22 protein-coding genes are annotated in these 23442 nt (G+C 47.8%); 13 read left to right on the forward strand and 9 right to left on the reverse strand.

What is annotated here, in order from left to right; translation table 11 throughout:
• Positions 1 to 7: 7 nt before the first annotated feature.
• Together ccoO and ccoN are read right to left on the reverse strand one after the other, a co-directional pair.
• Complete coding sequence (gene ccoO, locus N530_RS0103455; RefSeq protein WP_026479571.1) at positions 8 to 754, reverse strand: cytochrome-c oxidase, cbb3-type subunit II; 747 nt, start codon at positions 752 to 754, stop codon at positions 8 to 10.
• A gap of 11 nt (positions 755 to 765) precedes the next feature.
• Positions 766 to 2415 (reverse strand): cytochrome-c oxidase, cbb3-type subunit I, encoded by a 1650-nt coding sequence (gene ccoN / locus N530_RS0103460; RefSeq protein WP_026479572.1) that lies wholly within the window; start codon positions 2413 to 2415, stop codon positions 766 to 768.
• 149 nt (positions 2416 to 2564) lie between these two features.
• Between ccoN and N530_RS0103465 the strand changes: the two genes are divergently transcribed.
• Both N530_RS0103465 and hemN read left to right on the forward strand, forming a co-directional pair.
• A complete protein-coding gene (locus tag N530_RS0103465) occupies positions 2565 to 3029 on the forward strand; it encodes a hemerythrin domain-containing protein (RefSeq protein ID WP_051540725.1) in 465 nt (154 codons plus the stop codon).
• Positions 3026 to 4396, forward strand: coding sequence for an oxygen-independent coproporphyrinogen III oxidase (gene hemN, locus N530_RS17350; protein WP_051540726.1), 1371 nt, complete (start codon positions 3026 to 3028; stop codon positions 4394 to 4396). The genes N530_RS0103465 and hemN overlap by 4 nt, the downstream gene beginning before the upstream one ends.
• Positions 4397 to 4399: 3 nt before the next feature.
• On the opposite strand, the gene N530_RS0103475 is transcribed toward hemN, so the two are convergent.
• Complete coding sequence (locus N530_RS0103475) at positions 4400 to 5131, reverse strand: Crp/Fnr family transcriptional regulator (RefSeq protein WP_026479574.1); 732 nt, start codon at positions 5129 to 5131, stop codon at positions 4400 to 4402.
• A 321-nt stretch (positions 5132 to 5452) separates the two neighbouring features.
• On the opposite strand from N530_RS0103475, the gene N530_RS17355 reads away from it, so the two are divergent.
• Together N530_RS17355 and N530_RS0103485 are read left to right on the forward strand one after the other, a co-directional pair.
• Positions 5453 to 6667, forward strand: coding sequence for an efflux RND transporter periplasmic adaptor subunit (locus N530_RS17355; RefSeq protein WP_035266120.1), 1215 nt, complete (start codon positions 5453 to 5455; stop codon positions 6665 to 6667).
• A complete protein-coding gene (locus tag N530_RS0103485; protein WP_026479575.1) occupies positions 6664 to 9777 on the forward strand; it encodes an efflux RND transporter permease subunit in 3114 nt (1037 codons plus the stop codon). The genes N530_RS17355 and N530_RS0103485 overlap by 4 nt, the downstream gene beginning before the upstream one ends.
• 120 nt (positions 9778 to 9897) lie before the next feature.
• On the opposite strand, the gene N530_RS0103490 is transcribed toward N530_RS0103485, so the two are convergent.
• The 6 genes from N530_RS0103490 to N530_RS17360 form a co-directional block, all read right to left on the reverse strand.
• Positions 9898 to 10104, reverse strand: coding sequence for a hypothetical protein (locus tag N530_RS0103490; RefSeq protein WP_026479576.1), 207 nt, complete (start codon positions 10102 to 10104; stop codon positions 9898 to 9900).
• Positions 10104 to 10412, reverse strand: coding sequence for a hypothetical protein (locus tag N530_RS0103495; RefSeq protein WP_026479577.1), 309 nt, complete (start codon positions 10410 to 10412; stop codon positions 10104 to 10106). The genes N530_RS0103490 and N530_RS0103495 overlap by 1 nt, the downstream gene beginning before the upstream one ends.
• Before the next feature lie 261 nt (positions 10413 to 10673).
• Positions 10674 to 10820, reverse strand: coding sequence for a hypothetical protein (locus N530_RS19000; RefSeq protein WP_155851905.1), 147 nt, complete (start codon positions 10818 to 10820; stop codon positions 10674 to 10676).
• A 72-nt stretch (positions 10821 to 10892) separates the two neighbouring features.
• Positions 10893 to 12008, reverse strand: coding sequence for an alanine/ornithine racemase family PLP-dependent enzyme (locus tag N530_RS0103505; RefSeq protein ID WP_026479578.1), 1116 nt, complete (start codon positions 12006 to 12008; stop codon positions 10893 to 10895).
• Complete coding sequence (locus N530_RS19470; protein ID WP_211097815.1) at positions 12005 to 12163, reverse strand: hypothetical protein; 159 nt, start codon at positions 12161 to 12163, stop codon at positions 12005 to 12007. The genes N530_RS0103505 and N530_RS19470 overlap by 4 nt, the downstream gene beginning before the upstream one ends.
• Before the next feature lie 30 nt (positions 12164 to 12193).
• Positions 12194 to 13204 (reverse strand): DUF1611 domain-containing protein, encoded by a 1011-nt coding sequence (locus N530_RS17360; RefSeq protein WP_211097816.1) that lies wholly within the window; start codon positions 13202 to 13204, stop codon positions 12194 to 12196.
• 786 nt (positions 13205 to 13990) lie between these two features.
• Between N530_RS17360 and N530_RS0103515 the strand changes: the two genes are divergently transcribed.
• The 9 genes from N530_RS0103515 to deoC all read left to right on the forward strand — a co-directional run bounded on the left by N530_RS0103515 (position 13991) and on the right by deoC (position 23441).
• On the forward strand, positions 13991 to 14440 hold the full coding sequence (locus N530_RS0103515; RefSeq protein WP_026479579.1) for a GNAT family N-acetyltransferase: 450 nt from the start codon (positions 13991 to 13993) through the stop codon (positions 14438 to 14440).
• A gap of 17 nt (positions 14441 to 14457) precedes the next feature.
• On the forward strand, positions 14458 to 14853 hold the full coding sequence (locus tag N530_RS0103520) for a low temperature requirement protein A (protein ID WP_026479580.1): 396 nt from the start codon (positions 14458 to 14460) through the stop codon (positions 14851 to 14853).
• A gap of 453 nt (positions 14854 to 15306) precedes the next feature.
• The gene (locus N530_RS0103525; RefSeq protein WP_051540727.1) at positions 15307 to 16293 is read left to right on the forward strand and encodes a substrate-binding domain-containing protein; all 987 of its coding nucleotides are present in this window, start codon (positions 15307 to 15309) and stop codon (positions 16291 to 16293) included.
• Between the two features lie 89 nt (positions 16294 to 16382).
• Entirely contained in the window at positions 16383 to 17405 is a 1023-nt protein-coding gene (locus N530_RS0103530) for a galactitol-1-phosphate 5-dehydrogenase (protein ID WP_026479582.1), read from the forward strand.
• A 33-nt stretch (positions 17406 to 17438) separates the two neighbouring features.
• Positions 17439 to 18953 carry a ribulokinase gene (locus tag N530_RS0103535; RefSeq protein WP_026479583.1) on the forward strand — a complete coding sequence of 505 codons (1515 nt, stop codon included), beginning with the start codon at positions 17439 to 17441 and terminating at the stop codon, positions 18951 to 18953.
• Complete coding sequence (locus tag N530_RS0103540) at positions 18950 to 19933, forward strand: sugar-binding transcriptional regulator (protein ID WP_026479584.1); 984 nt, start codon at positions 18950 to 18952, stop codon at positions 19931 to 19933. The genes N530_RS0103535 and N530_RS0103540 overlap by 4 nt, the downstream gene beginning before the upstream one ends.
• A complete protein-coding gene (locus tag N530_RS0103545) occupies positions 19930 to 21471 on the forward strand; it encodes a sugar ABC transporter ATP-binding protein (RefSeq protein WP_035266124.1) in 1542 nt (513 codons plus the stop codon). The genes N530_RS0103540 and N530_RS0103545 overlap by 4 nt, the downstream gene beginning before the upstream one ends.
• Positions 21464 to 22465, forward strand: coding sequence for an ABC transporter permease (locus N530_RS0103550; protein ID WP_026479586.1), 1002 nt, complete (start codon positions 21464 to 21466; stop codon positions 22463 to 22465). The genes N530_RS0103545 and N530_RS0103550 overlap by 8 nt, the downstream gene beginning before the upstream one ends.
• A gap of 22 nt (positions 22466 to 22487) precedes the next feature.
• The gene (deoC, locus tag N530_RS0103555) at positions 22488 to 23441 is read left to right on the forward strand and encodes a deoxyribose-phosphate aldolase (RefSeq protein ID WP_026317429.1); all 954 of its coding nucleotides are present in this window, start codon (positions 22488 to 22490) and stop codon (positions 23439 to 23441) included.
• Position 23442 lies beyond the last annotated feature (1 nt).

Here is a 23442-nt window from a genome sequence, read left to right on the forward strand (position 1 = left end):
TAGGCTCCTAGCGGGCTGATAGGTCAGGTTCGTAAGTGGAGAAGTCCACAAGCGTACCCACCATTTGCAAATAGGCGACAAGAGCATCCATTTCGGTCAAACGTTTTGGATCACCGTCAAAGTCACCGACAACAGCTTTCGGATAACGTGACAGCAGATCATCCCAATCGCCATCAATCTCCGCTTGAACCTTCATATCGGCGCTTGCGTTCTCAATCATGTCATCGGTGTAGGGAACGCTCACACGCCGGTTGGCAATGAGATGCGCTGCAGGGTCGCGAACATCCAATGCTTGCTCAGCAAGAAATCCATATTTGGGCATGATTGATTCAGGCACAACAGATTGCGGGTCAGTCAAATGTTGGACATGCCACTCATTTGAGTAACGCCCACCCACACGTGCTAGATCCGGACCTGTACGTTTTGATCCCCATTGAAATGGACGGTCATACATGCTTTCGGCAGCAAGCGAGTAATTGCCATAGCGCTCTACTTCATCACGGAAAGGACGGATCATCTGGCTATGACAGACATAGCATCCCTCACGCACATAAATGTTCCGACCAGCCAATTCGAGAGGAGAGTAGGGCCGCATGCCTTTAACTTTCTCAATTGTATTTTCGAGATAGAAAAGCGGTGCGATTTCTACAATTCCGCCAACAAGCACGGCGAGAAGCGAGAATACGAAAAGCAAGCTCACATTGCGCTCTAGCTTTTTGTGTTTCTCTAGAAAACGATGGGTTAGGTTAGCCATCAGTAGTTCTCCTATTGCGCGGGCTGAGCCACGACGGGCTTATCGTTGATTGGGGCTGGTGAATTGCGAAGTGGCGCTTCGATTCTCTGCTTTCCACGAATGGTCATGAAAAGGTTGAATGCCATGATGAGTGCGCCAGACAGGTAGAGTAGGCCTGCAAATACGCGCATCACATAGTAAGGGTGCAGAGCAGCAACGCTTTCAGCAAATGAATAGACGAGGTAGCCCTGCGCATCGTATTCGCGCCACATTAGACCCTGCGTGATACCAGAAACCCACATCACAGCTGCGTAAATAACGATGCCCAGTGTCGCCAACCAGAAGTGCCAGTTGACCATGCGCAATGAGTACAGGCGTTCACGGTTCCAAAGACGCGGTGTCAAAAAGTAAAGTGCCGCGAATGTGATCATTCCATTCCAGCCAAGAGCGCCAGAATGCACATGACCGATTGTCCAGTCTGTATAGTGAGACAGTGAATTGACTGTCTTAATAGACATTACAGGGCCTTCGAAAGTCGACATGCCATAGAAAGCCAAGCTGATAACCATCATCCGCAATATCGGATCGGTGCGCACTTTGTCCCATGCACCTTGCAAGGTTAGCAGGCCATTGATCATGCCGCCCCATGAAGGCATCCAGAGCATAATTGAGAAAACCATGCCAAGTGTTTGCGCCCAGTCAGGCAGCGCTGTGAAGTGGAGGTGGTGCGGTCCAGCCCAGATATAGAGGAAAATAAGACCCCAGAAGTGGATGATTGAAAGGCGGTAAGAATAAATTGGACGGTCGGCTTGCTTTGGAACGAAGTAATACATCATTCCTAGAAATCCGGCTGTCAGGAAGAAGCCAACGGCATTGTGGCCATACCACCACTGTGTCAACGCGTCTTGTACGCCGCCAAATGCTGAATAGCTTTTTGATCCAAGCAATGACACAGGCATTGAAAGCCCATTGACGATATGCAGCATTGCGATAGTCACAATGAACGATAAAAAGAACCAGTTCGCGACGTAAATATGTGGCTCATTCCGCTTAACGATTGTGCCTACATAAACCATCAGAAACGCCACCCATACGATGGTCAGCCAAAGATCAACATACCATTCAGGCTCTGCGTATTCTTTGGATTGTGTAATGCCGAGCAAATATCCCGTTGCAGCCATTACAATGAAAAGCTGGTAACCCCAGAATACGAACCAGGCTAAATTACCGCCCCAAAGCCGTGCGCGGCAGGTGCGCTGCACGACATAAAATGCTGTTGTAATGAGCGCAGATCCGCAAAAGGCAAAGACAACCGCCGATGTGTGTAATGGTCTTAGGCGTCCAAAATTCAAATAAGGTTGGATGTTGAGCTCAGGCCAAGCAAGTTGCGCAGCGGCAATCACACCAACCAAAAATCCAACGACGCCCCAGAAGGCGGTTGCAATAACGCCCCACCGTATAACGTCATCCATATAGACGCTTCGGGCAGCTTCTTCTCTGCGTTGAATTTGTGCAGGCGAAGAAAACTGAAATCTCTTAAGCAAAATGACCGTTGCGATTGTCAATATGATCGCAAGAATTGCCATATGTTGCGCAAAGAAAACATCTTTGGCAAAGGCTGAGGCCAGCAGCCCGATAAAGGCTCCTGCACCGGTCAATATTATGGGGGTGGCGGTTAGCATATTTCCTTGCTCCATCAGTATCAGCATTTACTCGCTTACTTATTGGAGCGTTGTTGCCATGAAATTCCGGATGCCACTTTGATCTAGATCAATGTCAACGAACTGAATCGGCCAATATATGGATAAGCTATGCAGCACGGAGAATGCAGATGGCAGAGCCGTTTCAAAATCACAGTCGCGAGATGATCCATCTTTTCGAAAAGCTTAATCTACATTTGAACGCGCAAACGCTATTGTGTAATCAATTGGAGACCATTGCCGACGAGCTACCCAGGCGCGTCGACAATCAGCAGTGCCTTTTGGCTGCGCAAAAAGTATATCCGGTTGTGATGGCTGCACATTCATTTGAAGAAAATGAATTGTTTCCTGCGCTCATGAAAGCCGACCCATCCAACGCACATTTAGCAACGACGATTGAGCGCCTTCATGGCGAGCATTGGGAAGATGAGAGTTTCGCGCATGAGATTTCAGATACGTTGAAGAGCTTTGTCGCGGGACGCGAAAAGAACATTGATAAGCTGAGCTATATGTTGCGTGGCTTTTTCGAAGGCTTGCGGCGTCATATCGCCTTTGAAAAAGAAATGCTTTCTTCTCTTCTCGGGGAAGCAACATGATAGAGCCGCAAAACATTGATCCCGCAAAAGTTTTTGATTTTTATCCGAATGCCCTTCCACGTTATACAAGCTATCCCACAGCGCCTCAGTTTAAATCTGGTGTTGGCTCTTCAGTATTAGAAACGACGCTGGAAAATCTAACAGAAGAAGAACCCGTCTCTATCTATTTGCACATTCCGTTCTGTGACCGTCTTTGCTGGTTTTGTGGTTGCCACACAAAACATACAAATAAATATGAACCGATAAAGAACTATATTGATAGTCTATGCGACGAAATCAACTTGTTAGGACGCAAGTTAAACAAAAAAGTGACAGTCAGTCACTTGCATTTCGGTGGCGGCTCGCCAAGCTTAATTCAGTCGAAGGAAATGCGCCTCATTAAGCAAAGCCTTGAGCGCTATTTTGCTTTTGATGAGGAAACAGAGATCAGTGTGGAAATCGACCCCTCTGATGCAACCGATGATTTTTATAAAGCAATCGAAGCGCTGGGTGTTACGCGTGCCAGCATTGGTGTGCAAGATTTTGACCCTGAAGTGCAGCGATTAATCAATCGAACGCAGAGTTTTGAACTGACTGAGATAGTTGTCAAAGAACTAAGGGCAATTGGTATCAAATCAATCAATATTGACGCTCTTTATGGGCTTCCAAAACAAACAAATGAACGCGTTGAAAGCACCGTCCAGCAGTGTATTTCTTTAAAGCCGGACCGCATGGCAATGTTTGGCTATGCGCATGTTCCTTGGTTCAAACCGCATCAGATTATGATTAAGGAAGAAGATCTTCCGGGACAAAATGAACGTTTTGAACAAATGGAAAATGCGTCTCGATTGCTCGTGCAATCTGGATATAACAGTATCGGTATAGATCATTTTGCACTTCCAAATGACAGCCTTTCTGTAGCGCAGAAAAAGGGTACCCTACGGCGCAATTTCCAAGGCTATACGACCGACAGTGCGGAGGTCATGCTCGGACTTGGCGCATCATCTATCGGGCGATCACCAAGCGGCTTCATGCAAAACACTGTTGCAACAAACCTTTATCAAAAGCGTGTTGCGGCTGGAGTGTTGGCATCTGATAAAGGCTACAAACTGCAACCAGTCGATTTATATCGCGGCGCTCTGATTGAGCGTTTGATGTGTTATTTTCATGTTGATTTTGCGAGCCTGCCTTTCGCTTCGGATGAGCGCGTGAGCGAAAGTGTCCAACTGGCAAACAAATTTTCTGCCGCAGACCCGTTTCAGTTGGTGAAGGTGAGCGGAACGTCATTGTACATACCACCGCAAGCAAAACCCTTTGCGCGCATTGTGGCATCGCAATTCGATCAATATTTGAAACGCAGCACGGTTCGGTTTTCAAAGGTGGTTTGACGTTTAAAAATTGCCAGCTATAGCGCTTAAGCGCGATATATCTGGCACGTTAATGGTGCGGTTGTTTTCAATGTCGATAACGCCTGCTTTTCTAAGCTTGGTCATCTGGCGGCTGACAGTTTCGATCGTAAGGCCAAGAAAATCTGCAATGTCTGCACGTTTGAGCGGTAAATCAAACCGAATGCTGTTGCTATCATCGTCTTGTTCAGGGTCGAGATGCTTTACAAGTAGCATCAAAAAAGTTGCGACTTTTTCAACCGCTGTCATGCGCCCTAGCATCAGCATCATATCGCGTGCTTCGTCGAGTTCACGCAGTGCCTGTTCATGCAGTCTATGCTCAAGCTCTGGCGATTCTTTGACAAGCTTCTCAAGAATGTTTTTCGGAAACGAGCACAATGACACTGGGCCTGCAGCCTCAGCCGATACGCCGGTTTCACGCCTAAAGGGACGCCCAAGAAAATCTGGTGAAAACTGGAGTCCAACAATTTGTTGCCTGCCATCTGGCATCAATTTGGTCAGTTTAACCGTACCGAAAATGATGTTGGAATAATTCTCAATTTTACTGTCAGCAGCAATCAATTCAGTGTCCGGTTGAACAGCGCCCTTATGGGTATGCTTGCTCAAATAGATCAGTTGATCACTATTTAAAGCGCCACAAACACCGCGGTGGCGCGCTTCACAGGATTTGCATAAAACAGGAATGCTTGAATTATGAATGTCTTGCCGCTCGGTCATTATTAATCCGTTTCAGCTTTCATAATCGGAAATTAAGCTGGGAGTTTCAATGCAGTTTTGCATCTGATTGATGACATTTATTAGTATCTGATAAAATTCAATATTTAAAGCGTATTAAGCTTGTATATTTAACGGAGCTGCATCTCCTCTAAAATAACTAATTTGTAATTTTTCAAATCTTTTCAATGTGGTAGTTTTAGTTGCCGAAATTCATGTTTTGATGCGTTCGGTGTGAATTTATGGATGAGAGGCTAGGCGCTTTCTGTTCTGTCAAAATTCATTATTTGAAATAAACGCCCTAGAAATAGAAGGTTATTCTCGTTGTCCCGCCTCTTGTCATTTGTTCTAGGGCTTGCAGTCCTATCTATCTCCTATTTTTACACGTTCGGCATTCCATCATGGATTCCCCTAGGAACGGGGTCAGAAGTTGAGGAAAGCGCAGCTGGTTCTAAAGGCGGCGGACCGCGAGGAACAGGAGGTCGCTCCCGCGGCGGCGCAACAGTCGTTACCGTTGGCGAAATCGAATATGCGTCTTTTAATGACACCTTGCGCGCAATAGGCACCAGTGAAGCAATCAATCATGTTGATGTGGTTTCAGATGTTGCAGGCCAAGTTGAGGAAATATCTTTGACATCAAACACGCCTGTAAAAGCTGGCGATGTTTTATTGAAGTTGGACAATCGCACCCAGTCAATCAATCTGGAGATCGCTAAAGCGAGCCTAAAACAAGCGCAAGAACAAGTAAGTCGGTATGAAAAACTAGGAACGGGCAATGCGTCTGTTGTTTCTGCGGTAACCGTTGCCGATGCAAAAACGGCCCTTTCACAAGCGCAGTTGCAAGTCAGCTTGGCAGAAAACGCCTTGGAAGAAAGAACAATTCGCGCGCCTATTGACGGTATTCTTGGATTGAGCCGGATTAAAACAGGCGCAAATCTTGCCAATGACACAACCATAGTAACCATAGATGATATTGAACAATTGCTCGTCGAGTTTGAATTGCCCGAACGCGCCCTAGGCCTATTGGCTTTGCAAAAGGAAGTTCTTCTATCAACACCCGTTTTTGCCGGTAAAGTTTTCAAAGGCGAAGTGTACGCATATGACAACCGCATAGATAGCACGACGCGCACGATCACTGTTCAGGCAAAGGTCGATAATGAGGATCATTCACTGCTGCCAGGTATGAGTTTTAGCGTGCGGCTAATCAATGAAAGTGAGCCGAGTGCGTTCGTACCCACCAATGCAATCAGCTGGACGCGCAATGGTTCGCAGATTTGGATTGTTGAAGACGGTGCAGCGAAGGCTGTGCCTGCATCAATCGTGATGCGCCAGCAGGACAATGTTTGGATTGATACCAAACTGCCTGCAGGAACACAGATTGTGACTGACGGCACGCAGAAGCTACGCGATGGCACAAAAATAACTGCTTCAAACGCCGCCCCAACGGGTGAGAGATCAAAGGAGAGGAAACCTAAGACGGAAGGTGAGCCTAACGCGCGCCGTCAACCATCATCTGGTGAAGCAGGTGCTGCACAATGAGCGATGTTTCCTCTGAACCAAAGAAAAAAAGCATATCGGGCCTAACCGGAACATTTGTCGCACGACCAATATTGGCGCTGGTCCTGAATTTACTTATCATTATTGCTGGCCTTGCCGCGCTTAATTCGGTTGATGTTCGCGAGATGCCAGATGTGGACCGGCCGGTGCTGTCTGTTCGTACCACTTATACTGGTGCCTCGGCTAAAACTGTTGACCAAGAGGTGACAAAAGTTCTTGAGGATGCGCTGGGTGGCCTTGATGGATTAAGCTACATTTCCTCAACCTCACAAAACGGCAGCAGCCGCATAACAATTGATCTGAGCGATGGCACAGATGTTAATGTTGCCGCTAACGAGGCACGCGAAATCGTATCGCAAACAACACGGCAATTGCCCGATGATATTGATGATCCGGTTGTGCGCAAAAGCGATACGAATTCCGATCCGATTGTTCGGCTCGCTGTCGTGGGTAATGCCTCAATTCCGGAGCTGACCGAAATTGCGGAAGGCACAATTTACGATCGTTTGTCCCTCATTGATGGCATTGCAGAAGTTACCGTAACCGGTAGTCAGGCGCTTGAGTTTCGTGTGACGCTCAATATGCCGTCTTTACTCAGCCGTGGTCTTTCAATTTTTGATGTATCGACCGCTTTGAAAAGCTTGCGTGACGACACGCCGCTTGGCTCAATTGAAACGGCTTCTCAAGAACTCACCCTGCGCTCAAGCACGCCTGAAGTGACAGAGCAGATGGTAAACGACGTTCTGATTAATGCCTCAACGCGCCTTTCAGACATTGCGTTTGTTCAGCTTGTTGCAGAAGACAACGCCGCATCGTCTCGCCTTAATGGAAATACGGCTATCGGCATTGATATCGTGCGCCAATCCGTTGGCAACACGCTTACGATTTCGAAAAATGTCCGTGCAGCAGTGGCTGAACTGCAAAGCGAATTGCCCGATGGTATAGAACTCACTGTGACATCCGATGATGGTATCTTCATCGAAGGATCAATCAACGAAGTGACAACATCAATCATGATTACAACTGGCATCGTGATTGCGGTTATCTTTCTTTTTCTCAGATCATGGCGTGCAACAATAATTCCTGCGGTTACAATTCCTGTGGCGCTTATCGGAACGATTGCGGCAATCTGGATTGCAGGGTTCTCCGTCAACACGATCAGCCTTTTAGCACTTGTTCTCGCAACCGGCATGGTTGTTGATGATGCCATCGTTGTGGTTGAAAACATCGTGCGCAAACGCAGCGAGGGTATGGGCGCTTTTGCAGCTGCGGTAGCGGGAACCAATGAGGTTTTCTTCGCGGTTATTTCCACCACAGCAACACTTGCCGCAGTGTTTATCCCAATATCATTTTTGCCCGGGCAAGCTGGAGGCATCTTCAGTGAGTTTGGTTTCGTTCTAGCATTCAGCGTGACTTTGTCATCGATAGCAGCCTTAACTTTAGCGCCGATGATGGCTTCCGTCCTTGATCCAGGCAAAAGCAATGCCGCTAATGCAAACGAGGAAAGCCGCAAGCCTTCATTTATGCTGCGTACATTTGATACGGTCATGGATAAGGCGATCAAAGCGCCATTTCTGGTGATCGCTATTGCCGCTGCTTTTGTGATTTTTTCGGTCGGAGCAATGAGCAATTTAAGCTCAGAAGTAACGCCGTCAGAAGACCGCGCATTCTTTCTTATTCCTGCTCGCGGCGCGACAGGGACAACATTAGAATATGTTGAAAATCAAGTTGAGCAAATTGAAGCAATTTTGCAGCCTTATGTTGATAAGGGCGAAGTCAAGATCGTTCAAACCTTACTTGGGCGCGGCGGCGGTTCATCTGCTTTTATCATTGTAAGGCTCGCCGACTGGGCAGAACGTGAGCGTAGTCAGCAGGAGATTTTGGTTCAGCTTAACCGCGAACTTGCGCAGGTGCCAGGCCTCACTGTTTCAGCCCGTTCGGGCAACAGTCTGGGTATTCGCGGCGCGGGTAGGGGCGTTCAATTTGCCGTAACGGGCAATAATTTGGAACTGCTTTCCGATGCGGCAAGTGAAATGGTTGCAGCCATGCGGCAAGATGAAACCTTTGCTAACCCGCAACTTTCAGCTGATAATGTGGAGCCATTACTGGAACTAACCGTGGATGGTGATTTAGTAAAAGATCTGGGCCTATCGCCGCAACTTGTCTCTTCCACCATCAATGCAATGCTGCAGGGTGAAGTTGCGACTTCTGTTTTCGTTGATGATACAGAAGTTGATATTCGCCTCGTACCGGGTGGGCCGCCTTTGGATAATCCGAGCGATGTGGAATCCATTTTTGTTCAAACAGCTGATAAAGTCTATGTACCCGTTTCCGCGATGGCAAAGCTGGAGCAAGTCGTAAGCGCATCTCAAATTGTGCGAGAAGGCGGCTCGCTTTCTGTTTCACTTCAAGCAAATTTGGGTGACGGCATCGACTTAGGCACTGCAGCTGCTCGTGTCAGTGAGATAGCACAAGAAATATTGCCGGATGGTGCCAGTATTGTCTTTCTTGGCGAGGCAGCTGAACTAGAAAGCAGCCAGTCGGGGCTCTACCTCATCTTCGGCGTTGCTTTTACTGTGGTGTTTCTTGTTCTTGCGGCACAGTTTGAAAGCTTTGCCAGTGCCTTTGTAATTATGCTGACCGTGCCTTTTGGTTTAGCAGCAGCATTGTTCGCTATTTCACTTTCGGGCGGAACGTTGAACTATTACAGTCAGATCGGTTTGGTCATGCTGATAGGCGTCATGGCTAAGAATGGTATTTTGATCGTGGAATTTGCCAATCAGTTGCGTGAACAAGGGCAAGACATTGATAGCGCTATTCGCAATGCACTCCACTTGCGTATACGCCCTGTCATGATGACCATGGTGTCTACGGTTTTTGGCGGACTGCCACTGATCTTAACATCAGGTGCGGGCGCAGAAGCACGTATCGCTGTTGGCTCCGTCATTGTTGGCGGTCTTGGCTTTGCCACGATATTCACCCTGTTCCTAACGCCTGTATTCTACAGATTAATTGCTGGATGGGGAGCAGCGCCCGGTGCTTCACAGAGGCGCTTAGAGCACGAGATAAAGTTGGTGGAAGCTGAAGTTTAAATATCAGGCAATGGCGAAGAACGCTGCTGCGATCTTCGCCATTCCATAGAAAAATATTCCCTGTTTGCGTAAGGCAAAAGGGGAAATAAAGATGGGTGATTTTAAGCTCTGGAAGCCAGATCAGTTTGCGTTTTCAGCCACAACAAGATTGCTTCCAAGTTCCACACGCTCGTGGTTTTGCTCGTCGTTTTTAATTCTATATTGAGAAGCACCAGCAGTATCGGGGAGCCTGTTTTCTACCCTGAAAAGTTTTGGCGTCGCTGGCGAAAGATGATCTCTATGCAGCAGTGAAACCAGTTGCCCAGATTTAAAAACTTGAATTTTCATCAGTGTTCACTCGCATGTGTAGCAGATTTGGCTATGGTTTCTTGGGCCTGTAAACACGCATCATCTTCTATAATAGCGGTTAACTCATCATGATCGATCTTGAGCATCTGGCTGGACATTTTCGTTCTTCCAATTGCTGGCACTTCGATAAATGTCGCGACACGTCTATAGGCGAGCCACGATATGCCTTCGATCAATTCTTCATCTTCAGAAATTGCATATTCTCCGGGCGGTAATATCCCGTCGAAGCTAGAAATTGAAAATTCTCTAGCTAAACGGATTGTCGATTTTTGGGTCCGGCCAAGCATTTGCTTTCCTTATCGCGCGAGGAACGACTGCTTATCTATGGCGCGCCATAAATATTCAGGGCAAATTAAAGCGAGAACGGCATTTTAATGCATCTGCCGGTATGATGCTTGTAACTGGAAACGCTGAGCCAAGGAGCGTCTTCATATCCAGTAACTTTCGAACATCGTAAAGATGGACGCCAATTACGGTTTAACCAAGACCAAATACCTTCCATCTCGTTGACTGTATTTGGTCCTTAGTGATGATAATAAGAGCTTATATCAGGCTTTCTTGTCTGCTGACGCATTGGTTTTTCCAGAAGCGAGGCCTTGACTATACTTTTCTTTAGCTGCGGCTTTTGCTTTTGCCGCAGCATTGTTTTCTTCTTTTTGCTTTGGCGTTTCGAATTTTTTTCCAAACTTTATCATGTGCTCAATGTCCTTATGAGTTGATCTATATGCGGGTTTCTACGGTGGTCATATCTCAGGATGATGTCATTATTACGCAGCAGCCGGTAAGAAATGCAGGTCGGGATTTGGCCTTAAAAGGACACTGCTTCCGGTGAAGTTTTTAGACACATAGGGCGATGTCATCGCGCTCAAAAGCGCACTGTAATTGAGTTGAAATGAGACCTCTTCGCCAACACGCAATTTGCTCTTACCGGTGTCTAAAATTGTATGATCACTGCTGGCAGCAAGGACTGTAACGCCCTTGGGCGCTTGCAATCCTTCAGGGTCCGTATCTTGCCTGCCGATTGCCAAAATCGCTTGATTGATATTACCCGTTGCAACTGAATTTCGTGCGCCTTTAAATGCCGATTGAGCGATAGTGCCCCATGCTTTGGTCGGTTTAATTTTGCTCTCGATTACTTCTGCAACAAGTTTTGTCGCGTCGGTAAATAGACCCGGTATGGCTTTTCGTTGTAACGGTTCCCTGCCAAGCAAGATTGATTCACCAAGCCGCAAATTATTGATCTTGCCTATTTTCCCGCCGTCAAAAATCCAATTAAGATTACTGGAGTTTCCGCCCGAAACGATTGTAGCATTCACTGAGTTCGCCGCATAAAGCTGCCTAACAGCCGCAGACAATTTGGCCATATTCTCATTGTCCGGTGATATACCATTGCGGCACGCTAAATTGGTACCAAGCCCCATCAACTTGATATTGGGCAAAAGGCTTACTTGCTGAACAAAATCACTGATATCGCTGGGCATAATGCCTTCACGAAGATCGCCAAGCTCAACCATGAGTAAAACGTCATGAACCTTGCCAATCCTTAGCGCTGCGACAGAAAGAGCGCAAAGGACATCTAGCTCTGTGTTAACGCTCATATCGGCGGAGGCTACAACATGATCGACCTGACTTATCATGGGGGAGCGAATGAGCACCATGCGCGCTAAAATGCCTGCATGACGCATGCGCTCGATATTGCTAATGCGGGAATCGCCTAGCGATGTAACACCCGCTTTCAGCATTATGCGCGCAATCTGCGGCGCACCAAGAAACGCCTTAGTAACACCGGTGACCGAGATGCCATCCTCTTTTAAGCGTTTCACCAACACAGATGCGTTGTGTAAAATCTTATCGAGATTGATATCTAGTCGGGGCGTGTTCATTGAACGCTACGGCCGGATTTCTCAGCCAGCTTTGGGAAATTCATGAGCACCATATCAACAAGCATTTCAGATGGCCGAGACAATGCGTCGGTTACCGGAATGTTGAGTTGATTGCTGAATGTTGTAATGCTTTCGCTAACCTCTTCATCACTCATATTTTCGTGGTTTATTGTTAGTCCAATAACTTACGTGTCCGCAAAAGCTTCAATGAGTTTGATTTCCGATTGCGCAGAAGGCATTTCCATTTGGTCAAAGTCACAGCGATATTCGCGCTTTGGCGCATGCTGCAAGATAACTGCCTGTGGCGCGCTGCCACGCAGAATAAATGCCGAGGTGCAAAAGGCAGGGTGGCTCAGTGCACCTTGACCTTCAATAATGATGACGTCGGGAGCATCGCCCTTATAAGCCTCTACGATCGTTGCTTCCAATTCACCGCAGCAAAACTGGGATGGCACAGCATCAAGAGCAACGCCGTAACGCGACCCTTGGATCATTCCTGTTTGTCCTGTGGTGACCAAGACGGCATTGATGCCCCGTTCGGCAAGTGCCTTGGTTAGAATGTTTGCAGTTGTTCTTTTGCCAATGGCGCAATCTGTGCCAAGAACCGCAATGCGCGGGCAGGCGACTTTATGAATATCGCCCGTAAATAAGCGCAACTCGTTTTTCGGCCGCGGCTTTCTAATATCTGTAATTTTAACATTGTGTTCGAGACATGCTGCAATGAATTCGGGATCATCATTTAAAAACTCATGCAAACCATTGATCACATTCATGCCAAGCCGCATTGCTTCAAGCATAATTGTACGCTCTTGCAGCGATAGCATGCCAGTGGCAGGTGCCATCCCATATATAAAATAGTCTGGCTTGTTTGGTGCGCTGGCAAATGCTTCAGCTAGATTTGCAAAAATTGGCACTGCATTTGATTTCTGGTCCAACACATTGCCAGCGTCTGCGCCCGCATGAAGGCTATCGATCACGGAGAGTATTTTATATTTCTCAGAATGGCGCACCAATCCATTTGCGGTTTTGCCATCAATTTTCCCAAAGTTTCCTTCGCAATATACAAGCGCTGTCGCTGTCTTGGGCGTGAAGGCTTGCACCGCCTCAATGTCAGTTGAAATTGGTTTGCGGGAAATTATTGATGTAAGATTAGCTCTCTTTGTGCGGGTAATTTCTTTAAATGGAATTATGGACATGTGCGCTCCTGCAAGCCAAAAACCAGTCCGCATAAGACGTGCTAGCTTGGCGCCTCGACGCCTGTATAGGGCCACGCAAAGGATAGTATTAAAGGTTCAGATCGTTAGCTAATGATCAAACTCGTCGCACCGGGCTTAAGCACCGCGCAAAGTTCGCATTACGATAATTGTTTAGATTACGGAGTTCTAACGCCGCTGATGGTAGCTCATACGCAATATCGTATGACTAGTTCGTCATTCATACGCTTGTTGCTGATCATTGTAAAACGCCAAATTTATTACGGTTCATCATCGGTGTTTATGAGCGCCGATAAGAAGCTTTAAGATAAGCGGCCTGTTTCTACTCTATGTCTGGAAAGATAACTACCGCCGCTCAACGCGTTGCGTGTACTCGAATCTTTCGGTCGTTACATGAACTTCCATGCCTCTTCAGAAGAGCTTAGCGTCATGTAAAGTGTAGTTGCGCAACAAATCAGGCATTTAAAAGATTATTTGGGCACTGCGTTTTTCCATCGATTTCCGCGCCTTTGTTCAACCTGATCTCGATGGAGGGCGGCTAATCAAAATATGTCCAGCAGGTTTTGAGGCGGGTTCTGATTTCTACCTCGTGCGAAAACGCTCACCCCATCCGCGCGAAACCGTCGATGCCGTTTGGTCATGGTGCATGGCCAATTGGGAGTTTCGATAACAAAGCCTATTCGCGTTGTAGGAGCAGACGTAGCCCGCGATTATGTGACAATGATTGATTGTTCATGTTAGAGCGAACGCCCGTGTAAAGGAAACATTTTGAGTTCAAATAATATTCAGCCACGCAAAGCAGTGTTGGAAGATAGTGAAGCTTTAGTTTCGTGTATCGATGCAGCCTATGCAAAATATTCGAACCGCATATCCGAAATGCCGTCCGTTTCTGATGGAATTTCAGAAGATATAACCCACAATCAGGTGTGGGTTGCGGTGGAAGCTGATGAGATTATTGCTTGTCTTATCCTCATAGAGGAGGATGGCTTCATGAAGCTTGCAAATTTGGCAGTTCACCCAAGCCACAGCGGTAAAGGCATTGGGCGTAAATTGATGGCGCTTTCAGAATGCGAAGCAAAACGGCAAGGCTATAACGAGATGCGGTTAAACACGCATGTAGATATGCCCGAAAATGTTCAGCTTTATAAGCATCTAGGATGGGAAGAGGTCTCTCGCATAAAGAGTACTGTTTCGATGAGAAAACGGCTTGGGCTGTGACTCCCATCGTGTTTTCGATGTGGTGGCTATATTTTAGCCAAGAAGAACACCTTCAAACCAGCGACCTCAACCGTGCGTTGGTGTGGGGCTATGGGCATTTTATTATTTTTGCATCCGGCGCGGCAGTCGGAGCCGGCTTTGCCGTTCTTGTTGATGTGATTTCAGGTCATGCCAAAGCGTCTCTCTTGGTGGGAGACTATGCCGTGGGAATTCCAGTGGCAATTTATATGCTCGGCTTATGGTTTGTGCGTGATCGTTTTTGTCTAACAGGGAACGCGAAATTCGTGCTTCCAATATTTGCTATTCTTGTGCTTCTTGCACCGCTCACGCCTCTTGCTCTCGAAGGCATCGCGGCCATGACTGCATTAAGCGTTCTGGTGCGAAACTATATGGCGCAAAATAATCTTAAGTAAGGTGCTGCAGCACATCGAAGATGTTCGGTGTGCTGCTTGCCAAACAAAGTGAAATTATACAGTGGGTCAAATCAATCTCATTTGACCATTCACGATGACGTAAATAGTCACTTCAGCTTGCATCGTACTCGGTACGCTTGCCGAATCTAAAATCATACATGCGCCCAAACATTCAATGAATGCTTCACAAATGTTGCCGTTTATTTGCTCTCTTTAATGAGCATACAAAGCCTCAAGGTGCATGGCATCTAAGGCTGCATAATTTTCACAGCCGTAATTCCTAAAAAATATTCTTTGAAATCAGAGGGATGTACTATTTTAAGCCTTCTGGGCGGCGAGTGCGCTTGACAATTTTTTAGCTTTAGAGTTGTTTAAAGTTACATTTGTGTTTTTATATCACAAATGCTGGTTTGCAGGCGCAGCCAGCTTTTTTAAACTTTGGGAGGAGAAATTATGTTTACCCGTCGTTCTGCTATGAAACATTTTGCTGCTGGTGTATCAGCGCTCGCACTTGGATTTGCGGTGACTTCACCGGCACTTGCTGAAGGTTTGAAAATTGGTTTCAGCCAAGTCACACTTCAGTCTCCATTTTACGTACAGCTTAAAGATGGCGCAGAAGCTGCAGCTAAAGCTGGTGGAGATACTCTTATCTTCCTTGATGCCAATGGTGATGTGTCTAAACAAAACAATGATATTCAGGATCTGATTACGCAGGGCGTAAGCGCTATCATTATTAATCCGGTAAATCCGGATGCCGTTATCCCTTCTGTTGAAGCAGCAGCTGCTGCTGGTATCCCAGTGATCACAGTCGACCGCTCTGTAAATGACGGTGAAGTCGTGGCGCATATTGGCCGTGATAACAAAGCTATGGGCAAATTGGTTGGCGAGGCTGTTCTTGCACGTCTAAAAGCTGATGGTGTTGAAGGTGCTAAAATCATCGAAATTCAAGGTGATGCCGGCGGCGCTGTGATGATGGATCGCCGTGATGGTTTCCATTCTGCAATTGAAGGCTCAAGCCATACGATTGTTGAAGGCCCTTATGCTGAATATATCCGCGCAAATGCGGTAACTGCGATGCAGGATCTTCTTCAGGCGCATCCAGATGTTAAAGTAATCTACGCACATAATGACGACATGGCTTTGGGTGCCGCGCAGGTGCTTGCAGAAAGCGGTCGTGATGATGTTCTGATTTCCGGTGTCGATGGACTTTCAGAAGCACTTGAAATGATGGCTGCTGGCGGCAACTATGTTGCTACAGCACTTAACGATCCGAAATATTTGGGCGATGTAACCATTCAGGTCGCACGCGAAGCTGCCGCTGGTAACGAAGTCTCCAAGTTCGTTGATGCGGGTTCAAAAGCTGTGACAGTTGATAATGCTGCAGACTTCCCACGTGAAGGTTTGTTTGCAGAATATCGTCCGGAAGTTTTGTCTAAATAACCTCCCTGCGGGCCGGATGGACTTTAACTCCGGCCCACTTTTTTAGTTCCCAATATATTTTTAACTCATTGTAACGACAAGGTTCACCTATGCGCGCAGCTGTTATGTATAAGCCCGGCGATATCCGTCTTGAGGACGTTGCCAAACCGGTTCCAGGTGCTGGTGAAGTTTTGCTTCGCGTTGATGCGGTCGGTGTTTGTGGATCAGATCTTCCTCGTATGTTGATTAAAGGCGCACATAAGATGCCGATCATCTGCGGCCATGAGTTTTGTGGCCGTATCGAAGAGCTCGGAGACGGTGTTGAAGGCTTTGCGATAGGCGAATTATGTACCGTTCCGCCAATGCTTCCTTGCGGTAAATGCGATCAATGTGCGACAGGCAATTTCTCTCGATGCCGCGATTATGATTATTTCGGTTCGCGCCGAGATGGTGCTTACGCAGAATGGGTTGCCGTACCAATTTCAAACTTGATGAAGGTTCCTGAAGGTACAGATCCGCGGGCTGCGGCCATGGTTGACCCTGCTTCAATTGCTTTGCACTCTATCTGGAAAGCAGGCGGCGTGCAGGCTGGTTCAAGAGGCGCGGTTATTGGCTGTGGACCAATCGGTTTGTTCGCGATCCAATGGATGCTCTCAATGGGCGCACGTGAAGTTGTGGCTGTTGATGTTTCTGAAAAGAAACTTGAACAAGCACGTGAAGCTGGAGCCGCGCATTGTTTTCTAGCCGGACAGGAAATTCCAAAAGAACTATTATCTGATATCACGGTTGAGGCGGCTGGCCATCCAACCTCTATTAATAGCGCTGTAAGTCTTGCTGCGCCGGGCGGCCATGTTGTCTTTATCGGCATTCCTGTCGGTGATGTATCGCTTGATAACAAGACATTCCAGCATTTCTTGCGCCAAGAAGTTTCTCTCCACGGTTCGTGGAATTCGTTTGGTGCGCCTTATCCTGGCCCTCAATGGACAGTGACGCTTGATGCACTTGCGACAGGTAAATTGCGCTGGGACTTTATGATCACGCATGAGCTAACGCTTGAAGAACTGCCAGAAATGTTTGCGACTTTGCAAAACGATAGAAGTTTGTTTTTCTCCAAAATCATGTTTCGTCCTTAATGTGACAATTAAGGTCTAGGGAGGAGCGTCTTAGTGCATTTACTGAGTTTTGATTTTGGAACCGGCGGCGTTCGTGCGGGCGTATTTGATCTTGAAACAAGATCAATGATCGCAATGGAAGAAGCCAAATATGATACGGTTTATCCACGCGCGGGCTGGGCTGAGCAGGATCCACTTCAATGGAGTTCTGCACTACGCCAGGCTGGAAGAGCTGCCATTAAAGCAGCAGGCGTTAAGCGCGTTGATGGGGTTTGTGCCGCCACGACAGCGTCCACGGTTGCGGTATGTAAACGTGATGGCACACCTATCCGTCCCGCTCTTTTGTGGATGGATTGTCGTGCTGAAAGCGAAAGCCGTGAGACAGCAAATGTCAAAAATCCTGTCATGCGTTTCTGCGGTGGATCTGATGCCGTAGAATGGCTCGTTCCCAAAGCGATGTGGCTCAAGAGAAATCAGCCAGAAATTTGGCAAGATGCAGACGTCATTTGCGAAGCGCTCGATTATGTGAATTTTGACCTGACTGGCAAGTGGGTTGCATCGCGTATGAACGCTGCATGTAAGTGGAATTACGACAGTGATGTTCATAATTTTGTGCCGGAAATATATGCAGAATTAGGCATATCGGACCTCACTGAACGATTGCCACAAGAGGTTATCGCTGTGGGCGGTGCCATTGGTGAAATGTCTGCGGAAATGGCGGCCGACCTAGGTTTAGAAAATCGTCCATTGGTCGCACAAGGCGGCATTGATGCGCATATTGGCATGCTGGGCGCTGATGTTGTTTCTCCAGGTGGCATGTTGTTCATCGGCGGAACGTCCGTCGTTCAGCTCACTCAACTTGCGCAAGAAAGCGATGTATCTGGTTTTTGGGGCCCATATCCCAATGCCCTTAGTGATGGCGATTGGCTTGTTGAGTGCGGGCAGGTGTCTGCTGGATCAATACTAAACTGGCTGGCCCATACGATTTTTGGGCTTGATGAAAAGGGACACGCTGAGCTCATACAGGAAGTCGTTGAGACACCATCTCGCGCTGAAGGTCTGCTCGCGCTCGATTATTGGATGGGAAACAGAACACCTCTTCGCGATGGTGCTCTGCGTGGTACAATGACAGGACTAACGCTTGGCCATGGGCGCAGCGATCTTTATGCTGCCTGTGTTGACTCAATTGCACTTGGTTCTGCCAATATATTACGCGTGCTTGCAGAGCGCGGCGTCGAAATTGATCGCGTCGTTATGGCGGGCGGTATTGTAAAGAACGCAGCTTGGATGCAGGCCACTGTCGATGCTATAGGCCGCCCCGTCGATGTTGCTGATCAAGATAATCTATCGCTTGTTGGCGCTTGTGTATGTGCAGCTACTGCGCTGGGTGTTTTTGATAATTTGAAAGAAGCTGCAAAACATTGTGCGTCACCGACACGGCAAATTTTGCCGAATGCTGAGCGCACAAATTGGTACAATAAGACCCTTCCTCTCTATTGCGAAGCGACAGAAGCTCTGACACCAGTGATGCATCATTTGGCAAAAGTGCAGTCAGGAAATGCAGTATGAGTCCTCGTAATCCATATAATTCGCGCCTTCCGATGGATCAAAATCGCGAACACTTAATGGTTCAAGTTGCTAAATTATATTATGATTTGGAAAAGACCCAAGCCGAGATTGCCAAAGAACTGGGCTTAACGCGCTGGCAGATTAGTAAGCTACTTTCCGAGGCGAAAGCTGAAGGTGTGGTGAAAATTGAAATCATCCCGCGCTCTAACAGAAAGACCAGCTTGGAAGTTACACTTCAAAAGCGTTTCGGGCTTTCTGACGCTATTGTTGTGCCAATGGGAAACATTACAGATTTGTCTTTGATGACAGATGCTGTTGCTTCAGCTGCGGCCAACTACATTGTAAATCTTAGCCCCAAATCTCCCTTAATTGGCGTGAGCTGGGGGCGCACAATGTCTGCTGTTGCGCGCGCGCTCCCTTCTGGTTGGAATCCGGGCACGAATATCGTTCTTGTAAATGGTGCGACCGCATTGCAGCAAACTTCTGCGCGCACGTCAGCTGTAGCCGAAGAGTTTGCTCAATCCGCTGGCGGCACAGCAACGCTGCTTCCTGTTCCAGCCATTGTTGGCCGCCGCTCAACACGTGTTGCGCTTGAGAAAGATCCCATCGTCGAGCGTGTGCTCGAACTTGCCAAAAAAGCATCTGTCATTTGCTTTGGTATGGGCGGTCTGTCTGAGGATTCAGTGCTGCTGAGCTCGGGATATCTTGAACCCGATGATACGAAAAGGCTCAAAGAAGCTGGCGCTGTTGGCGATATATTGGGCCGCTTCGTCGATGAAAATGGTGAGATTGTTGATACCGAACTTGATGATCGCACGGTTGGCTTAAGGCTGGACCAATTACGCAAAAAAGAGCGCGCAATAGGCGTTGTTTCGGGCGCTGAAAAACACGGCATTGCTCTGGCTGCGTTAAGAGCTGGCTATGTCTCTGTTTTGGTGACCGATGAAGCAACCGCTGAAATTTTAATGGAGGCTCCATGACCTTAGCGCCGCAAGTGAAAGACCGTCTTGAGCAAGAGCCCAACATTCTTTCAATCTCAAATATTTCAAAGCACTTTCCTCCTAATATTATAGCGCTTGCTGATGCTGGACTTAATGTGCGCAGGGGCGAGGTACATTGCCTATTGGGTGCCAATGGCGCTGGTAAATCGACGTTCTTGAAACTTGTCGCTGGCGCAATGCTGCCGACTTCTGGTGAAATACGTGTTGATGGTAAAGCGGTTAAGTTCCGCAGTCCTGCAGAAGCAACTGCGGTTGGTATTTCAATGATTTATCAGGAACTAGATTTGGTTCCTCAACTGACAGTCGCTCAAAATCTATTTCTAGGGCATCCCCCGAACAATCGCGGTATTTTGGACACAAAAACGCGCCGGATCGAAGCTGAAAAAGCGTTGAAACGCGTTGGTGCCAGATTTGGACCGGATGCTAAAGTGGAGAGCTTGTCGATTGCTAATCAGCAGCTCACAGCGATTGCTCGTTCACTCACGCGCGAAGCTAAGGTCATCATAATGGATGAGCCTTCTGCGGCTTTAAATGAGAACGAGCTGGAAGCCGTTTTTCAGGTTATCCGCGAGCTCACCGCTCAAGGCGTGGCGATTGTTTATGTCAGTCATCGATTAGGTGAACTGCGAGAAATTGGTGATCGTGTAACAGTCTTGCGCGGCGGCCGGACGATTGAAACTTTTGATGTTGAAGGCACACCAGATAGCGCTTTGATTGAAGCGATCATGGGCAAGGACCGCCAACTGATTGAGCGCAAAGAACGCCAGCCAGTTACAGGCGACGTCGTACTGGATGTCAAACGTTTACAAGGTGCACAGGGCCTCGATATTCGCGACTTCCAATTGCGCCGTGGTGAAATAATAGGCCTAACCGGATTAAACGGATCAGGCAGAACGTCTTTTCTAATGTCGCTGTTTGGTGCGCGCAGCCATGAAGCTGATATGACGCTAGATGGCGTGCCATATGCACCCAAAAATCCGCGTGCAGCAATTCGCAACGGTTTTGGCTTGGTGCCAGAGGATCGCAAGACCGAAGGGCTCATCCTCCAGTCACCGATTTACAAAAATGCCACCTTGCCGTCGATGCAGGGACAGTTTTGGGCACGCCATAGCTACCAGAAAAACCGGACCATTCCGGTGCTGGATCAATTGGCTACGAAATATGGTCGACCAGAGCAAAATGTTGTTCAACTATCCGGCGGAAACCAACAAAAAGTGGTTCTCGCAAAATGGATCATAAAAGGGTCGCAACTACTCCTGCTGGATGAGCCGTCACGCGGCCTCGACATCAGCGCAAAAGCCGATCTTTACAAGCTGGTTGATGGACTGGCACGCGATGGTGCAGCCGTAATCGTTGCATCCTCTGAACTAGAAGAACTTTATGCCGCCTGCGATTCAATATGGGTGTTTCATGAGGGGCGAAATATCGCCCGTTACAACCCGTCTGAAACAGATCAGGACACAATTCTAAAATGCCAGATTCTTGGCGAGCATTCAGGAGTGAATACTGATGGCTGACATCATGAACCAATTAGATCAAAAACCATCTGCGATGCGCCGCCTTGTTAATCTTGCAATCGAATATAATTTCATTGTTATATTTCTGTTCGTGGTGACTATCGCTTCGCTTCTGTCAGAGAACTTTTTGACACCAACAAATATCTCCAATCTTTTCCAACAGGCAGCTGTTGTCGGCGTTGTTGCCATAGGCATGACCTTTGTCATTCTTACCGGCAATATTGACTTGTCTGTGGGCAGTGTCGTGGCGCTTTGTGGAATGATCGCCGCCATAATGTTGGCCAGCGGCATGCCAATCGTTCTTGCCATCGGGATAACAATTTGTGCCGGTGCTGCTTGCGGTGCATTTATGGGTGCGATTAGCGCTTATGCACAGGTGCCCAGTTTCATCGTGACATTGGCTGGATTGGTATCGTTTCGCGGACTTACATATTTATCGACCGAAGGCGTCCCCGTTTCAGGATTGCCGAGCGCGTTCGCTGCTTTCTCATCAACAATGGTGCCTATTTTTCCAGGTTTTCAATTGAGCTCAATGGGGCTTATATTCACTGTATTATGTGTATTGGCTGGCTTATTGTTAAGCAAAACTGTTTTTGGTGAAAACATATATGCAACGGGCGGTAACCCAGAAGCAGCACGGTTGTCGGGCATTCCAACACGGCGCATTATTGTTTCTGTTTTTGCGGTCTCTGGCATTATGAGCGCACTGGGCGGTCTTTTGTTGACCTCTCGTTTGCGGATAGGACAGCCAACAGCAGCGCAAGGGCTCGAGTTAGATGCTATTGCCGCCGTTGTGTTGGGAGGAACCTCTCTTTTTGGCGGACGTGGCAGCATTCTCGGCACAGCTTTTGCTGTCATGTTGCTTCAAGTACTACGCAACATTTTCAATTTGCTGGGCCTTGGTTCATTCTATCAAATGACCGTTACGGGCATTATTATTATCGCGGCGATTCTTCTTAATCGCTTCATCGACATTCGCCGCGGACGCGGGTGACAGGTAAAGGATACTATTTTCGATGACACATGACTTTCCCCGAATGACGGGTACAGCATTTACGCCTGAATGGATTGACGGAAAAATTGTCAATTTCAGCGCAGCTGAACGCCGTGCCTCATCACTGTCTGGCCGCAGGTCGGTTAAGAAAGAATGGCAAGCTGCATGGCTTCTCAAAGCGATCACATGCATGGATTTAACGACACTGGCTGGTGATGATACGCCGGGCCGCGTGCGCCGACTTTGTGCAAAAGCACGGCGTCCAGTTCGCGGCGATATTCTCGAAGCCTTGGGCGTTGAGGGTATCACCACCGGTGCTGTGTGTGTGTATCCCACTATGGTAAGCCATGCGGTAAAGGCGTTGGAGGGCAGCAATATTCCTGTTGCTTCGGTTGCGACAGGCTTCCCCGCTGGTCTGACACCATTGCCCACCCGACTTGCTGAAATTCGCTATGCCGTAGAGCAGGGCGCGCGCGAGATTGATATCGTTATCACCCGCGAACATGTTTTGACGGGTAATTGGCAGGCGCTTTATGATGAGATTTGCGCCATGCGTGAAGCATGCGGCGAAGCGCATTTAAAAGCTATTCTTGCCACTGGTGATCTTCAAACATTGACCAATGTTTACAAGGCATCGATGATTGCAATGCAGGCTGGTTCTGATTTTATCAAAACCTCGACAGGCAAGGAAAGCGTTAATGCGACATTGCCCGTATCGCTTACAATGCTGCGAGCACTGCGCGATTTTAAAGATCTTTCTGGCCAGATAGTCGGGTTTAAACCAGCAGGCGGCATTTCAACAGCCAAGAACGCAATTGCTTGGCAAGTTCTGATTAAAGAGGAGCTTGGCTCGCGCTGGCTTCATAACGATCTGTTCCGCATTGGTGCCAGCTCATTGCTTGGCGATATTGAACGCCAGTTAGAACATCACATTACCGGCCGTTACTCGGCCTCCAACCGCCACGCTATGGCTTGAG

The organism is Ahrensia sp. 13_GOM-1096m (assembly GCF_000620605.1).
In the GTDB taxonomy this organism is placed as follows: domain Bacteria; phylum Pseudomonadota; class Alphaproteobacteria; order Rhizobiales; family Rhizobiaceae; genus Ahrensia; species Ahrensia kielensis.

What these genes read in the sequence shown, in the direction of transcription:
- ccoO (WP_026479571.1), bottom strand. Translation starts at nt 754, where the DNA reads ATGGCTAACCTAACCCATCGTTTTCTAGAGAAACACAAAAAGCTAGAG.
- ccoN (WP_026479572.1), bottom strand. Translation starts at nt 2,415, where the DNA reads ATGCTAACCGCCACCCCCATAATATTGACCGGTGCAGGAGCCTTTATC.
- N530_RS0103465 (WP_051540725.1), top strand. Translation starts at nt 2,565, where the DNA reads ATGGCAGAGCCGTTTCAAAATCACAGTCGCGAGATGATCCATCTTTTC.
- hemN (WP_051540726.1), top strand. Translation starts at nt 3,026, where the DNA reads ATGATAGAGCCGCAAAACATTGATCCCGCAAAAGTTTTTGATTTTTAT.
- N530_RS0103475 (WP_026479574.1), bottom strand. Translation starts at nt 5,131, where the DNA reads ATGACCGAGCGGCAAGACATTCATAATTCAAGCATTCCTGTTTTATGC.
- N530_RS0103485 (WP_026479575.1), top strand. Translation starts at nt 6,664, where the DNA reads ATGAGCGATGTTTCCTCTGAACCAAAGAAAAAAAGCATATCGGGCCTA.
- N530_RS0103490 (WP_026479576.1), bottom strand. Translation starts at nt 10,104, where the DNA reads ATGAAAATTCAAGTTTTTAAATCTGGGCAACTGGTTTCACTGCTGCAT.
- N530_RS0103495 (WP_026479577.1), bottom strand. Translation starts at nt 10,412, where the DNA reads ATGCTTGGCCGGACCCAAAAATCGACAATCCGTTTAGCTAGAGAATTT.
- N530_RS19000 (WP_155851905.1), bottom strand. Translation starts at nt 10,820, where the DNA reads ATGATAAAGTTTGGAAAAAAATTCGAAACGCCAAAGCAAAAAGAAGAA.
- N530_RS0103505 (WP_026479578.1), bottom strand. Translation starts at nt 12,008, where the DNA reads ATGAACACGCCCCGACTAGATATCAATCTCGATAAGATTTTACACAAC.
- N530_RS19470 (WP_211097815.1), bottom strand. Translation starts at nt 12,163, where the DNA reads ATGAGTGATGAAGAGGTTAGCGAAAGCATTACAACATTCAGCAATCAA.
- N530_RS17360 (WP_211097816.1), bottom strand. Translation starts at nt 13,204, where the DNA reads ATGTCCATAATTCCATTTAAAGAAATTACCCGCACAAAGAGAGCTAAT.
- N530_RS0103520 (WP_026479580.1), top strand. Translation starts at nt 14,458, where the DNA reads ATGTGGTGGCTATATTTTAGCCAAGAAGAACACCTTCAAACCAGCGAC.
- N530_RS0103525 (WP_051540727.1), top strand. Translation starts at nt 15,307, where the DNA reads ATGTTTACCCGTCGTTCTGCTATGAAACATTTTGCTGCTGGTGTATCA.
- N530_RS0103530 (WP_026479582.1), top strand. Translation starts at nt 16,383, where the DNA reads ATGCGCGCAGCTGTTATGTATAAGCCCGGCGATATCCGTCTTGAGGAC.
- N530_RS0103540 (WP_026479584.1), top strand. Translation starts at nt 18,950, where the DNA reads ATGAGTCCTCGTAATCCATATAATTCGCGCCTTCCGATGGATCAAAAT.
- N530_RS0103545 (WP_035266124.1), top strand. Translation starts at nt 19,930, where the DNA reads ATGACCTTAGCGCCGCAAGTGAAAGACCGTCTTGAGCAAGAGCCCAAC.
- N530_RS0103550 (WP_026479586.1), top strand. Translation starts at nt 21,464, where the DNA reads ATGGCTGACATCATGAACCAATTAGATCAAAAACCATCTGCGATGCGC.
- deoC (WP_026317429.1), top strand. Translation starts at nt 22,488, where the DNA reads ATGACACATGACTTTCCCCGAATGACGGGTACAGCATTTACGCCTGAA.